Here is a 14,300-nt window from a genome sequence, read left to right as displayed (position 1 = left end):
CCGGAACGAGAACTCGCTTTGCCTATCAAGCTGTCTATGATCCGCCCCGGGCGGATTAAGACAGCTTGTTTCTTTTTCAGGAAAGCATTGACAATTCAAGTGTATGATGCGCATAATACACTTATCGAGTGTATGAACCACATAGTACACACACGAACCGAGGTGCGAGATGGCAGGCGAAGAGGAGTGGCCGGAAGCGGCATTCAACAATAGGGATCCGGTTTATTTGCAGGTAGTCAAGCAGTTCAAGGAAATGATTGCGACCGGGAGGCTGCGCGGCGGCCAGACCGTTCCTTCGCGCAGGGAGCTCGCCTCCCGCATGAAGATCAACCCGAATACAGCCCAGAAAGCGTACAAGGAAATGGAGGATCAGAACTTGATCGTGACCGAAGGGAATTCGCCGAGCCATATTACGACGGACGCCGACGTGCTGAAGGAAATCCGCTCCGAGCTGCTCGGCGAGGCTGTGGAGGCGTTCGTGGAATCGGTCCGCAGGCTGGAAGCGCCTGTGGACGAATTGGTGGAGCTGGTCCGGGAGAAGTATGGGAGGCCTTCCGCTGCCGCCGACAACAATCATGATGGAACAGGAGGGATCCAGCGATGATCGAAGTAAGCGACATCCGCAAGCGGTATCGCCGCAAGAATGTTTTGAACGGGATTTCGTTCAAGGCGGAGAAAGGTCGGATCACCAGCCTCATCGGTCTGAACGGCGCCGGCAAATCAACGATTCTAAAGGCGATCATGGGACTTACGCCGGTTGATGGCGGAAGCATCCGTATCGGCGGCCAGCCTCTCTCCCCGGAGATATACCATACGATTGCTTTTATCCCGGATCGGCTCACGCTGCCGGGTTCCATGAAGCTGCGGGACGGCTTGCAGCTGATGTCGGATTTCTATCCCCGCTGGAATGCCGAAAAAGCCGAGGATTTGATGAGCTTCTTCCGCCTCGAGCGTGGAGAGCGGATCGGCCGGCTGTCCAAGGGGACAGCGGCCAAGTTCAACCTCGTGCTCGGCATGGCGCAGGATGTCGACTATGTGCTGATGGACGAGCCGTTCTCCGGCATCGACCTGTTCAGCCGCGAGATGATCGCCGAGGTATTTACGAGCCAGCTGGTTGAGGATCGCGGAGTGCTCATCACAACCCATGAAATCGGCGACATCGAGCATCTCGTCGATCGGGCGGTGATGCTGGATCAGGGTCATGTCATCCGCGACTTCGACTGCGAGGAGATGCGCGGCGATCACGGCAAGTCGATCATCGACGTCATGAGGGAGGTATATCGGACTTGAAAACGTATTTGAAGCTGGTGCATCTGGAGATTTACCGCTTTCGCTTCGTGCTTCTCGGACTGATGGCCATGACGTCCGCCATCCAACTGATCGGAATGCAGCTGGCGATGAGCGATCGGCTTCAAGCCGTTCGAGAGCAAATCACTCGCGAAGGATTGTCTCTGGCCCAATATTCGGAGAGATACAACGGTCTTCCGCTGGGCGAGATTTGGTCTCATAGAGAGAGCTGGATGACATTCCCGATCGTGATCTGCATCGCGGGAATCGGATTGTATATATTCCTCATCTGGTATAGGGACTGGTTTGGCAGGTCGGCTTTTGTCTATCGGCTGCTGATGCTGCCGCAATCAAGATTCCTCCTGTATGTGTCCAAATTCACAGCGCTGATGACGTTCGTGTTCAGCTTGTTCGCTCTGCAGATAGGCATCATAGCCGTTCAGATGACAATGTACCGGCTGCGCATGCCCGACGAGCTGCGCGTTCCACGAACCTTGGTCGATACGATTCGAGGCATGGATCTGGTCATCTTCATTCCGGTGCGCCTGCATGAATTTCTGCTGGTCTACGGATTCGGAGCGGTATTCGTGCTCTTGCTGTTCACGACCATTCTTCTGGAGAGAAGCTATCGGTTCAAAGGATTGCTTGCCGGGTCGGCTTACACGGCCGGAACCTTGGTGCTGGTCGCATGGATGTGGGGCCGGGCGGAAAGAGGGATGGCCTTCCTGTATCCTTCCGAGCTGCTGGCGGCTGCGATTGCTCTCATGCTGCTCAATGCGGGGCTGTCGCTGTGGCTCGGCAGATGGCTGCTTCGCACCAAAGTCACGGCATAAGGAGGAACTATGAGAAGAAGATACGGATACAGCCTCGGGCTTGCTGTCCTAAGCGCCGCGGTCCTGGCCGCTTACGCGGGAGCCGCCGGCGCCGACAGCACTCCCCCATACAAGCTCGTTACACTGGAAGGCAGCACGGAGGTTATGAAAGGCTTCGTCCTGGAAGGACTCGGTTCCCGCTTGTCGGCGGACGGGCGGAGGGAAAGGACGGGAAGCCGGTTTTTATCCGCTCCCTTCGAGGATTTGATCGAGCCGGACAGATACTCTTCCGAGCGGAACCAGCTGATTATCTCCCATCGCTCCTTCATGCGCGGGCATCGATATGATGATTCGTTCTACAGGGACGGGAATTCCGTCATCGGTGCCGATATGGACAACAACCTTTCGTCCGTGAAGATTCGAATTCTGGATCTTGCCGGTTCCGGCAGCAAGGAATTCACCGTGCCCGTTCAGACGAGCGCTGCGAAGGCGGACAATCTCCTTTACCAGGATAAGACCGTTCTGGATATCCAGCAGATAGGAAGCCGCATCCACCTGCTGGTGCGCGGACAGCATGACAGCCCGGACAATGGACCTGCGATCTGGACTTTTACGGATTATATCGTCGACAAGGAGAGCGGGGAGCTGCTGCAGGCGGAGGAGCTGTACCAAACGGTCCCGGATCCTGACCCTTATACGGAGACAACGGTCGAGCTGATCGGCGAGGTGCGCGAGCTGGAGCCCTCGCCTTCCGTGATGTTCAATGTGAAGACGATCAAGCGCAAGGGAGCGGATGCCGATGCGTCCGGACAGGATCCGGTTCTGACAGGATGGCGCATCATCGGTTACGATTACGCCAGCGGCGATACCTGGGATCTGCCCAAGGCGGGAATGGATCGAGTCAAACAGGGGCTTGCGCCGAGGCTGCACGAAGGAAAGCTTTATGCCTTCAACGAGCGGAATGCCGAGCCGCTCATTCATGTACTGGACGCCCGGACGGGAGAGCCGTTGGCGGAGCCTTTGAAGCTTCTTCGAAGCGGCAACGCGGGATTGCGCAGCATCCGGCTCGAGAAGGGATTGATTTACGACAACCTGATCCTGAATAAAATTCCCACCGTCGTGGTCTACGAGGAGAAGACGCGCAAGGTTATATACCGCGGCGCCGTAGAGCGGACGGACAGCGATGCGCAGAGCGTCGATTACCAGTATTTCCAGTTCAACTACTACGGGGAATGAAGCCGATTTTCCTGATTTGCCGAGGCCAAACGCCGAGGCTTTTTTTTCGTCAACGACAGCTCGGCAATTCCTCGCTGCCAGTCGCTTGGATGCGTTTCCAGGCTTCTGACGGCTCTGTCGGACGCTGTCGGAACAGGAATAAAAATGAAGCCCAAGGAGATAATGCTTATTAATGTTTCTCCTTGGGAGGTAGTCACAATTGACCCGAAATAAAGTCGAGATCTGCGGAGTGGATACTTCCAAACTCCCCGTGCTTACGAACGTCGAAATGAGGGAGCTGTTCACCGCTCTCCAGACCCAGAACGAGTGGTCCGCCAGAGAGAAGCTCGTGAACGGGAACCTGAGGCTCGTCCTCAGCGTCATCCAGCGGTTCAACAACCGGGGAGAATTCGTGGACGACCTGTTCCAGGTCGGCTGCATCGGACTCATGAAGGCCATCGATAATTTCGACCTCAGTCAAAACGTCAAATTTTCCACATATGCCGTCCCCATGATTATCGGCGAGATCCGCCGCTACCTGCGGGACAACAACCCGATCCGGGTGTCGCGATCGCTGCGGGACATCGCCTACAAGGCGCTGCAGGTCCGCGACAGCCTCACGAACCAGAATTCCCGCGAGCCGACCATCTTCGAGATTTCCGAGGCGCTCGGCGTGCCGAAGGAGGATGTCGTCTTCGCCCTTGACGCCATCCAGGATCCGGTTTCCCTGTTCGAGCCGATCTACCATGACGGCGGCGACCCGATCTACGTGATGGACCAGATCAGCGACGACCGCAACAAGGAAATCAGCTGGATCGAGGAGATCGCCCTGCGCGAAGCGATGCACAAGCTGAACCAGCGCGAGAAGATGATCCTGTCGATGCGCTTCTTCGACGGCAAGACGCAGATGGAGGTCGCCGACGAGATCGGCATCTCGCAGGCGCAGGTGTCCCGGCTCGAGAAGTCGGCCATCCAGCAGCTTCAAAAGCATGTCAAGAGCTGAGGCAGGCCATGCGGCCACGAAGCTCGGGCGCCTTCGGGCGCCTTTTTCATGCGGGCTTGGGCTGATCGGCCCGCTTCCGTCATATACTGGGAGCACTAGATCTCCATGACGGGAAGTGCGGCGCATGCTCATGAAAATATCCGAATTCCAAACCAAGGACGTCATCAATATCGTGGACGGCAAAAAGCTCGGCCAAATCAGCGACATGGAAATCGATCTGAGGCAGGGGCGCATCGATTCCATCGTCGTGCCTAATTTCACCCGCTTCTTCGGCATGTTCGGCAGCGGGGCGGATCTCATCATTCCGTGGCGCAACATCGTCAAGATCGGCGCCGACGTCGTGCTCGTCCGGATGGAGAACGTCGGCGGGGTCAAGGCGTACCTGGAGGATGACGACATCCAGGAGAAGCTGTAGCGAAAAGCCGCGGCGATTCCGCCCCGCCTTCCCCGCTCCGCGGCGGACATGGTACACTAGGCTGGAGGTGATGGCAATTGGAAGCATTCGTACAGCGCGATAGCGTGAACCCGGCGAAGGAAGCTTCGCTTTTTTTATTGGAATCATGGACCGGCGGGGGCAGCGTTACGGCCGGCTTCACCGGACGGCAGGGCGGCGTAAGCCGGGAGCCCTGGGCTTCCCTGAATATGGGGCTGCATGTCGGGGACGACGACGCGTCTGTCCGGACGAACCGCATGCGGCTGGCAGACGCGCTCGGCTGGCCCTATGAGTCGTTCACCTGCGGAGAGCAGGTGCATGGCTGCGCCGTTCAGGCTCTGACGAGGGGCGATGCCGGCCGCGGGCGCGACTCGCGGGCGACGGCCGTCCCGGATACGGACGCGCTGATGACGGATGAGCCGGGCGTTCTGCTCGTCTCCTTTTACGCCGACTGCGTGCCCTTGTACTTCTGGGACCCGTCCAGGGGAGCGGTGGCGCTTGCCCATGCGGGCTGGAAGGGAACCGTAGGGGAAATCGCCCGCGCGACCATCGAAGCGATGGGCAGCCGGTACGGCAGCAAGCCTGCCGACATCCGCGGGGCTGTCGGGCCGTCGATCGGATCATGCTGCTACGAGGTCGACGAGGCCGTCCTGGGGCGCGTTCGTCCGCTGCTCGGCGAGCTCGCCGCAGCAGGAATCGCTTCCGGCGTCCCGGTCATTCACGGGGAGACGCCGGGCCACGGCAGGCTGAACTTGAAAGAGCTCAACCGACAGATTATGATAAAAGCAGGAATTATGCCGTCGAATATAGAAGTTACGCAGTGGTGCACCGGCTGCCGCAAGGATTTGTTCTTCTCCCATCGGATGGAAGGCGGCAGCACGGGGCGGATGGCAAGCTGGATCGGCATGGAAAGCAGGTGACGCTTTTGTCGCTGACGGAGCGGAAGGCGGAAGTGGATAGAAGGATCGCGGAGGCTTGCGCCCGCAGCGGACGCAGCCCGGAGGAAGTGAACGTCATCGCGGTGACGAAGTATGTATCCATCGACAGGACCAGGGAAGCGCTGGACAGCGGCTGCGTCCATCTGGGCGAGAACCGCTGGCAGGACGCCAAGGACAAGTGGGAGGCATTTCCGGAAGGCTCCTGCGGAGAGGGAGAAGCCCCCGTCTGGCATTTTATCGGTTCGCTGCAGACGAACAAGGTGAAGGACGTCATAGGCAAGTTTACATACATCCATTCGCTGGACAGGCTTTCCCTGGCGGATGCAATCGACAAGAAGGCCAGGAGCCTCGGCATCGTGGTCCCATGTTTCATTCAAGTCAACGTATCCGCGGAACATTCCAAGCACGGCATCGCCCCGGAGCAGCTCCGGGACCTCGCCTCGGGTCTCGCGGCCTGCCCTGGCGTCAAGCCGGTCGGCCTTATGACGATGGCGCCCCATGACGAGGATTCCGAAGCTGCGCGTCCGGTCTTCCGGAGACTGCGGGAGCTGATGGAGCTGGCCAACCGCGAGAGCTGGTTTCAGGAACCGCTGACGGAGCTCTCGATGGGAATGTCGGGCGACTTCGAGGCAGCGGTGGAGGAAGGCGCGACGTGGGTGCGGCTTGGAACCATTCTCGTAGGCAAAGAGGAGGAGCTGGTATGAAGGTGATTAACCGGTTCATGAACTATTTCGGCTTGCAGGATGAGGAAGAGATCATCGAGCGCGAGCCCGTCCATCAGCATGAGGATCATGAAGTTGAAACCTCGGCATCCGATATGCGTAAACCAACCAAAGGCAGCAATATCGTCAGCATCCATTCGCAGAAGAACATGCGCGTCGTGCTGAACGAACCCCGTTCCTATGACGAAGCGCAGGAGATCGCCGACCATCTGCGCAACCGGCGTTCCGTCATCGTGAACCTGCAGCGCGTCCGGACGGATCTGGCCGTGCGGATCGTCGACTTCCTCAGCGGCACCGTATACGCGTTGAACGGAAGCATTTCCAAGCTCGGCCCGAATATTTTTCTCTGCACGCCGGATTCTGTCGATGTTCAGGGCACCATAACCGAAATGCTTGCTGACGAAGACTACAGAAAAATGAGGTGACCTTGGCTTGGAGCAAGTCAAAGAGATCGTCCACACACTGGAATCGATTTACTACTTTATGATTTTCGGATACATTCTGCTTTCGTGGCTGCCCAACGCCCGCGAGAGCTTCATCGGCCAGTTCCTCGGCAAGATTGTCGAGCCTTATCTCAGCATCTTCCGCCGCTTCATCCCGCCGATCGGCGGCATGCTGGACATCAGTCCGATCGTCGCCCTGATCGCTCTGCGCTTCGTCGCGCAAGGCATCATCGGCGTGCTGGGCTTCTTCTTTTCCTAGGGCAGCCCAGTGGCAGACGGCCTTTATGAGCATTTTCATCCGGAGGAGCGGCCGTTCGTCGACCGCGCCCTGGAGTGGATCGGACGCTCGGCCCAGCTTCACGAGCTGAAGCGGACGGATTTCCTCGATCCCCGGCAGGCATCGATCCTGATGTCGCTCGCGAATCGGGAACCCGACGTCGGCGTTCGATTGGATGGAGGATACGAGGGAGCGGAGCGCAGGCGGGCGCTGATTGCTCCCTCTTATCGTTATTTGGAAGGCGAGGAGACCGGCATATCCGTGCTTGAAGTGCAAGCCGTCTCCGGCGGCCATCTGGAGCTGGATCACGGCGACTACTTGGGAGCCGTTCTGGGGCTTGGAATCAAGCGCGACCGCATCGGAGACATCCACGTCGGTCCGGATGGAGCCCAATTGCTCGTCGCTGACGAGATCTCCGACTTCCTGAACGTGCATTTTCGCCAGGTCCACAAGCTCAGCGTGCTGACGTCGGTCAAGCCGCTGACGGAGCTGCGCCCGGTCGTCAGCCGCATGGAAGAGATGAGCTTCACCGTCGCGTCCATGCGGCTGGACGGAATCTGCAGCGACGTCTACCGGATCAGCCGGGCGAAGATCGTCGAGCCGATCCGGGCCGGCCGCTGCCGGGTCAACTGGAAGGGCGAGGAGGATCCTTCGAAGCAGCTCCGCGAAGGGGACGTCGTGTCCATCAAGGGACTTGGCAGGTTCAAGCTGCTGGAGGTCGACGGCATGACCAAGAAAGGCCGGATACGCGTCAAAGCAGGCAAATTCATCTGAATCCGGCTCCTCGGGAGCCTGGACGGTTCGGCTCCATGCGCTGCATGGAGCCATCCTTTTATTGACAGCAAAAAATGCCGCCGTTCCGACCGATATAGGGAGGACGGATATTTTTGGCGTGGATCAGAAATTTGCAGGAATTTGCCCGGAACTGTCGAATTGGGATATCACCAACGATCGGCTTACGACGAGAACAATCCAACAGGAGGTGCCCCAATGCCGCTGACGCCATTGGACATACATAACAAGGAATTCGGAAGAAGACTTCGCGGCTACGACGAGGATGAGGTCAATGAATTCCTGGACCAGGTCATCAAGGACTACGAGGCGCTCATCCGCGAGAACAAGGATCTTCAGAATCAGATCCTGAACCTGCAGGAGAAGCTCAACCATTTCTCCAATATCGAGGAGACGCTGAGCAAGACGATCATCGTCGCCCAGGAGGCGGCGGACGAGGTGAGGGGCAACGCCAAGAAGGAAGCGCAGCTGATCATCAAGGAAGCGGAGAAGAATGCCGACCGCATCGTCAACGACTCCATGATGAAATCCCGCAAGGTGTCGCTGGAAGTGGAGGAGCTCAAGAAGCAGGCTTCGATCTACCGGACCCGCTTCCGGACGCTGGTCGAGGCGCAGCTCGAGCTGCTCGCCCAGGACGGCTGGGACAAGCTGGAGAACGCCTCGAGCAGCCTGTCTCTGGAAGGCTCGAACTATTAGAGCGGCGGTTGACACGCAGGGACTGCTGTATGTAGTATAGAAATAGATATTGGCGACGATAATGGACCTGCAGGTCTTTATCGCGACATATGGATAACAGTCAATTTCATCGACGAGAACGAGTACGCTGAACGGTCGTTCCCCAGAGAGCCGGCATCCTGCTGCAAGCCGGCGTTCGAACTTCAGCCGAACATCCTCTCCGAGAAGCGGAGCCGAACAGCCCGGAGCGAAACTTTCGCTTCGTGCCGAGTAAGCCCCGCCGGCAGTCCCACGTTACAGGGAACGCGGATGGCAGGAATGCATCCGCTGCTGAGATGCCTATGTTGAGGCGGAGCACGGTCCGATCGGGGACCTGTTTCCAAGCGCGACAGGGCAATTAGGGTGGTATCGCGAGTCATGCTCGCCCCTTTACACAGGGGCGGGCTTTTTTTATTTTCCGAGAGAAGGGCGTGTCAGGCATGCAGAGAGTGGATGTGAAGGAAAAGGCGAGAAGCCGCGAGGAGCGGGTGCTGGCGAGATGGAGAGAAGAAGGGACGTTCAAAGCCTCGATCGAAAACCGGGAGGGCAAGCCGAATTTCGTCTTTTATGAAGGGCCGCCGACGGCCAACGGAGCTCCCCATATCGGCCATGTGCTGGGCCGCGTCATCAAGGACTTCATCGGCCGTTACAAGACGATGTCGGGCTACCGCGTCATCCGCAAGGCGGGCTGGGATACGCATGGCCTGCCGGTCGAGCTCGGCGTGGAGAAGCAGCTCGGCATTTCCGGCAAGCAAGAGATCGAGAACTACGGCGTCGAGGCCTTTGTCCAGAAATGCAAGGACAGCGTATTCGAATACGAGCGCCAATGGCGCGAGCTGACGGAAGCGATCGGTTATTGGACGGATATGGACGATCCGTACATCACGCTGAAGAACAGCTACATCGAGAGCGTGTGGCATATCCTTTCCACCATCCATGGCAAAGGGCTGCTGTACCGCGGCCACCGCGTCAGCCCGTACTGCCCTTGCTGCCAGACGACCCTCAGCTCGCATGAAGTGGCTCAAGGCTACGAGGATGTCAAGGATCTCAGCGCGACCGTCAAGTTCCCGCTGAAAAATGGCGAAGGCAATCTGCTCGCATGGACGACGACTCCATGGACGCTTCCTGCGAACACGGCTATCGCCGTCAATCCGGAGCTGACCTACTCCAAGGTGAAGCGGGACGGAGAAGTGTACTTCGTCGCCGAGAGCCTCGTGGAGAGCGTGTTCAAGGGAGACGACAAGCCGGAAGTCGTCGGCAGCGTGAATGGCTCCGAGCTGGTCGGACTTCCGTATGAAGCGCCGTTCGATTATGTTCCGATCGAGAACGGCCATGTCGTCATCGGCGCGGACTTCGTCAGCGACTCCAGCGGCACGGGCATGGTCCACATCGCGCCGGCCCATGGCGACGACGACTACAAGGCCGCCCGCAAAAACGGCATCGGCCTGCTGGCCGTCGTCAACTCGCAAGGCCGCTACGTCGACGAGGTGACGGACTGGGCCGGCCGCTTCGTCAAGGACGGAGAGGTCGACATCGAGATCGTGCGCAAGCTGAGCGAGAAGGGGCTGCTCTTCTCCAAAGAGAAGTACGAGCACAGCTATCCGTTCTGCTGGCGCTGCAAATCGCCGCTGCTCTACTACGCCACGGAAAGCTGGTTCATCGAGACGACGGCAGTCAAGGATCAGCTCATTGCCAACAACAACGGCGTGGACTGGTATCCTGGCCATATCCGCGAGGGCCGCTTCGGCAAATTCCTCGAGGATCTCGTCGACTGGAACATCAGCCGCAACCGCTACTGGGGAACGCCGCTCAACGTCTGGATCTGCGAGGAGACCGGCAAGGAATACGCGCCGTCGAGCCTCGCCGACCTGCGGGCGCGCGCGACGACGGAGCTGCCGGAGGACTTCGAGCCTCACAAGCCGTATGTCGACGAAGTGAAGCTGCACAGTCCGTTCGCGGAAGGAGCGGTCATGACCCGCACGCCTGAAGTGATCGACGTCTGGTTCGACAGCGGCTCCATGCCGTTCGCCCAGCAGCATTATCCGTTCGAGAACGAAGGCCGCTTCGCCGAGCAGTATCCGGCGGACATCATCTGCGAGGGCATCGACCAGACGCGCGGCTGGTTCTTCAGCCTGCTGGCCGTCTCGACGCTGTATAACGGACGCGCTCCTTACAAGGCCGTCATCTCCACGGGCCATGTGCTCGACGAGAGCGGCCAGAAGATGTCGAAGTCCAAAGGCAACGTCATCGACCCGTGGGAAATCATCAACGAATACGGCACGGATGCGTTCCGCTGGGCTTTGCTGGCCGACAGCGCTCCATGGAACAGCAAGAAATTCTCGCGCGGCATCGTCGGAGAAGCCAAGTCGAAGGTGATCGACACGATCGTCAACACGCATGCATTCTTCGCTCTGTATGCAGACATCGACGGATACGACCCCGCTGCCGATACGAATCAGGCTTCCGAGGCGAAGCTGGACCGCTGGATCGTCTCCCGTCTCAACTCGCTCGTGCGCGGCGTCGTCAAAGGGCTGGAGGGCTGGGATTTCATGGGCTCCGCCAAGGCGATCGAGGCATTCGTAGACGAGATGAGCAACTGGTACATCCGCCGCTCGCGCGACCGCTTCTGGGGCAGCGGCCTGACCGGCGACAAGCTGGATGCCTACCGCACGCTGCGTCATGTGCTGCTGACGCTGTCGAAGCTGATCGCTCCTTACGCGCCGCTGCTTGCCGAGGACGTATATGGAAATCTCGGCGGAAACGGCAGCGTCCATCTCGCCGACTATCCGGCCGTCGACGAGGCCGCCATCGACGAAGCGCTTGAGCGCGACATGGAGACGGCCCGCCAGATCGTGGAGCTGGCCCGCAACGTGCGCAACGAGACGGGCATCAAGACCCGCCAGCCGCTGTCCGAGCTGATCGTCTCTCTGAGCGGCGACTTCGAGCTTGCCGAATACGAAGACATCATCAAGGACGAAATCAATGTGAAGGGCATCACGGTGGAGCATTCCGACAGCGGCTTCGTCGACTTCGCGCTGAAGCTCAACCTCAAGGTCGCGGGCAAGAAATTCGGCAAGAACGTCGGACCGATCCAGGCTCATCTGAAAGCTCTCGACGCCGATACGGCCCGCGCGATCGTTCAAGGAGGAAGCTTCGTCTTCACGACGCCTGACGGCGAGGACGTTCCGGTCGCTCTGGACGAACTGCTCGTGGAGAAGCAGGCGAAGCCGGGCTTCGCGTCCGCATCGGGCGGCGGCCTCACGGTCGCGCTCAATACGGACATCACGCCGGAGCTGGAGCAGGAGGGCTGGGTGCGCGAAGTCATCCGCGCCGTGCAGGACACGCGCAAGAAGCTCGATCTGCCGATCGAGAAGCGCGTAGACCTCGTGCTTGATGCCGATGCGGAGCTGACGGCTGCGCTACAGGCGTTCGACAGCCTGCTGCAGGACAGCGTCCTGCTGAGCAGCGTCTCGTTCGAAAGCGCCGAAGGCATGGAAAGAGTCGCTTTCGGAGAGCGCGAGTTCGGCCTGCTCATCCGCTAAGCAATTGGGCCAAGGCCGGCTGTGGATTGAATTACGGCCTTGACCATGGCGCCAGCCAAAGCCGACCCCCTGAAGGAATCCCTTCAGGGGGTCTTTTGTCTGCCTCCCCGGCTGCGTCCGGCTTAGGAGGAGGAAGAATCCTCCAGCCTCCAATCGGACATACTAGATGGAACGGCGAAAGTCCAAGCCCCTTTTTGCGTCGTGAAAGCAAAGAAGACGGAAGAAGAGCGGAAGTTCAGGAAAAAAGAGCGGAGGTGCGGCATGGGCGAAGACAAGCGCAGGGAAGAACGGGCTGAGCTCGAAAAAAGCAGCCGGCTCGAGGACCGGCTGGAGAAGATCGCAATGGACCTGGAACGCTCTCAAATGGCCGGATATGTGGATCTGCTCAATCGGCCGCTGTCGCTCATATGGCGCAACGTCGTCGCCGGCATCTCCAGAGGGGTCGGGTACGCGATCGGACTGACCGTTTTTGCCGCAACGATATTGTACATCCTTCAAGCCCTCGGCCAGCTGAATCTTCCCATTATCGGCGACTACATCGCTGATATTGTCCGGATCGTCCAGATCCAGCTGGAGGGCAAGGACGGTTATCAATAAGATTCAAGCCTTCATTCATCAGAGGAAGGATGCGGACCGGAATCCAATCCATTCAAGCAGGATGCCGGCGGTTTCGTCTTGTTGAATCGGATGGAGCTGGGGCAAGGCAACGGAGAAGGGCTGCAGGCTTCGCAGCCGTTCCGCTACTCTTCCTCTCCGAGCTCCTCGCCTTCTCCTTGATCCATGTACTGCTTGTACTCCCGGTTCCGCACAACAGAGACATGCGTGCCGGTAATATCGGTGGCGAGAAAGCTCTCCAGAGGCTCCACGTACCCTTCGTTCTCGCCGTCCTCATTGCCCACATTGTCGTAGCTGTCGCCTGGAATCTCAGCCATGGCCGGAGAGTTGGCATTGCCCCAGCGCTCGACGATCTGCCAGGCGTCCTCGCCGTCGAAGCCGTTGTACGCGTCGTCGTCCTTGTCGGACTGGCCGAAGGGCATCGGCAGCAGGGTCAAGGCGTCGGTACGGCTGTGCGACACATGGTCGCGGGGCGCATGATCGATGCAGTAGCGGGTATCGGGCAGCGCTTCAAGACGCTCCGAGGGAATATCGGCGCCGCACTGGATGCATGTTCCATAAGAGCCGTCTTCCATCGCGGCAAGCGCGGATTCGACCCGGACCAGCTGCATGTCCTGCTTGTCCTGAAGCATGAGATCCTTCTCGCGCTCGAACATTTCCGTGCCGAGATCTCCCGGATGGTTGTCGATCGTGGACAGCTCGCCCGTCTCGTCCCGAAGGGAATTGAGCAGGCCGTCATGCTGGGTTTCCTTGCGCAGCAGCTCCAGCTCCTGCTTTTCTTGGATCAGCCGCCCGCGCATGCGGGCAAGAAACGAATCGGAATGAGGCATCGTTTGGCACACACCTTTCACAGATAGATCGATACTAGTGTGGTCGATTATCGCCTCGATTAGAGATGGGCTTCTATGGAAACGGGAGAGGCGCATCCACGGTGGCTCCTTGCCGAAGCGATATGCTACAATGGGACGGATGAGGAGGGAATCGCTTGAGGCTCAAAGGGTATTCTTATTGGTTGGCGCTCGTCGTCATCGTTTTGGACCAGCTCAGCAAATGGGTCATTTCCAGCCGGCTCGAGCTGTATGAGCAGCTTAAAGTAATCGGGAATTTTTTTGTCATCACATCCATCCGAAATACGGGGGCGGCCTTCAGCATCCTGGAGGGCAAGCGGGCCTTCTTCCTGCTGATCACGCTCGCAGTGGCGGCAGTCATCATGTGGTATATCCACCAAAGCCGGAAGTCGGGGCGGACGCTGCTGCTGACGGCGCTCGGACTCGTGCTCGGAGGAGCTCTGGGCAACTTCATCGACCGTCTCCTGTACGGACACGTCGTCGATTTCCTCTCCTTCAACTTCGGCTCCTATTCGTTCCCGGTGTTCAACCTGGCGGATACGGCCATCACGATCGGAGTCGGGCTCATCATTCTCGATACCTTCCTCGGCGAGCGGCGCAATGCCGCCTCTTCGGAAGCGGATCAGCCCGGCGCAAGCGACAGCACGAGCGGCGCGTAA

The 14,300-nt window shown here is 58.9% G+C and carries 16 protein-coding genes; 15 read left to right on the top strand and 1 reads right to left on the bottom strand.

Translation table 11 applies throughout. From position 1 onward, the window contains the following. Positions 1 to 169: 169 nt before the first annotated feature. From AC06G8_RS14245 to AC06G8_RS14180, 14 genes are all read left to right on the top strand, one after another. On the top strand, positions 170 to 604 hold the full coding sequence (locus AC06G8_RS14245; RefSeq protein ID WP_447661415.1) for a GntR family transcriptional regulator: 435 nt from the start codon (positions 170 to 172) through the stop codon (positions 602 to 604). After that, on the top strand, positions 601 to 1,290 hold the full coding sequence (locus tag AC06G8_RS14240; protein WP_447661414.1) for an ABC transporter ATP-binding protein: 690 nt from the start codon (positions 601 to 603) through the stop codon (positions 1,288 to 1,290). Before AC06G8_RS14245 ends, AC06G8_RS14240 begins: the two co-directional genes overlap by 4 nt. Further along, a complete protein-coding gene (locus AC06G8_RS14235; protein ID WP_447661413.1) occupies positions 1,287 to 2,120 on the top strand; it encodes a hypothetical protein in 834 nt (277 codons plus the stop codon). Before AC06G8_RS14240 ends, AC06G8_RS14235 begins: the two co-directional genes overlap by 4 nt. Positions 2,121 to 2,129: 9 nt before the next feature. Continuing rightward, a complete protein-coding gene (locus AC06G8_RS14230) occupies positions 2,130 to 3,335 on the top strand; it encodes a hypothetical protein (protein ID WP_447661412.1) in 1,206 nt (401 codons plus the stop codon). Between the two features lie 199 nt (positions 3,336 to 3,534). Beyond that, positions 3,535 to 4,317, top strand: coding sequence for an RNA polymerase sporulation sigma factor SigG (gene sigG, locus AC06G8_RS14225; protein WP_447661411.1), 783 nt, complete (start codon positions 3,535 to 3,537; stop codon positions 4,315 to 4,317). Positions 4,318 to 4,447: 130 nt separating this feature from the next. Further along, entirely contained in the window at positions 4,448 to 4,732 is a 285-nt protein-coding gene (locus AC06G8_RS14220; protein WP_447661677.1) for a YlmC/YmxH family sporulation protein, read from the top strand. A 77-nt stretch (positions 4,733 to 4,809) separates the two neighbouring features. Next, positions 4,810 to 5,670 carry a peptidoglycan editing factor PgeF gene (gene pgeF / locus AC06G8_RS14215; RefSeq protein WP_447661410.1) on the top strand — a complete coding sequence of 287 codons (861 nt, stop codon included), beginning with the start codon at positions 4,810 to 4,812 and terminating at the stop codon, positions 5,668 to 5,670. 5 nt (positions 5,671 to 5,675) lie between these two features. Further along, positions 5,676 to 6,392, top strand: coding sequence for a YggS family pyridoxal phosphate-dependent enzyme (locus AC06G8_RS14210; protein WP_480283128.1), 717 nt, complete (start codon positions 5,676 to 5,678; stop codon positions 6,390 to 6,392). Beyond that, positions 6,389 to 6,835 (top strand): cell division protein SepF, encoded by a 447-nt coding sequence (locus AC06G8_RS14205; protein ID WP_447661408.1) that lies wholly within the window; start codon positions 6,389 to 6,391, stop codon positions 6,833 to 6,835. Before AC06G8_RS14210 ends, AC06G8_RS14205 begins: the two co-directional genes overlap by 4 nt. A 7-nt stretch (positions 6,836 to 6,842) precedes the next feature. Next, positions 6,843 to 7,112, top strand: a complete 270-nt coding sequence (locus tag AC06G8_RS14200) for a YggT family protein (protein ID WP_021879797.1) — start codon at positions 6,843 to 6,845, stop codon at positions 7,110 to 7,112. A gap of 9 nt (positions 7,113 to 7,121) precedes the next feature. Then, on the top strand, positions 7,122 to 7,904 hold the full coding sequence (locus tag AC06G8_RS14195) for a YlmH family RNA-binding protein (RefSeq protein WP_447661407.1): 783 nt from the start codon (positions 7,122 to 7,124) through the stop codon (positions 7,902 to 7,904). 216 nt (positions 7,905 to 8,120) lie between these two features. Next, positions 8,121 to 8,618 (top strand): DivIVA domain-containing protein, encoded by a 498-nt coding sequence (locus AC06G8_RS14190; RefSeq protein ID WP_447661406.1) that lies wholly within the window; start codon positions 8,121 to 8,123, stop codon positions 8,616 to 8,618. A 458-nt stretch (positions 8,619 to 9,076) separates the two neighbouring features. Next, positions 9,077 to 12,178: an isoleucine--tRNA ligase gene (gene ileS, locus AC06G8_RS14185; protein ID WP_480283127.1), complete on the top strand. Its 3,102-nt coding sequence runs from the start codon at positions 9,077 to 9,079 to the stop codon at positions 12,176 to 12,178. A 261-nt stretch (positions 12,179 to 12,439) separates the two neighbouring features. Further along, a complete protein-coding gene (locus tag AC06G8_RS14180; protein ID WP_480283126.1) occupies positions 12,440 to 12,775 on the top strand; it encodes a DUF5665 domain-containing protein in 336 nt (111 codons plus the stop codon). Between the two features lie 143 nt (positions 12,776 to 12,918). On the opposite strand, the gene AC06G8_RS14175 is transcribed toward AC06G8_RS14180, so the two are convergent. Then, positions 12,919 to 13,623 (bottom strand): TraR/DksA C4-type zinc finger protein, encoded by a 705-nt coding sequence (locus tag AC06G8_RS14175; protein WP_447661403.1) that lies wholly within the window; start codon positions 13,621 to 13,623, stop codon positions 12,919 to 12,921. Between the two features lie 155 nt (positions 13,624 to 13,778). On the opposite strand from AC06G8_RS14175, the gene lspA reads away from it, so the two are divergent. Continuing rightward, complete coding sequence (lspA, locus tag AC06G8_RS14170; RefSeq protein ID WP_480283125.1) at positions 13,779 to 14,300, top strand: signal peptidase II; 522 nt, start codon at positions 13,779 to 13,781, stop codon at positions 14,298 to 14,300.

It is taken from the genome of Paenibacillus sp. SJS-P3, from assembly GCF_056711585.1.
Note: the sequence above shows the minus strand (reverse complement) of the source record. Positions and strands in the feature narration are given on the sequence as shown.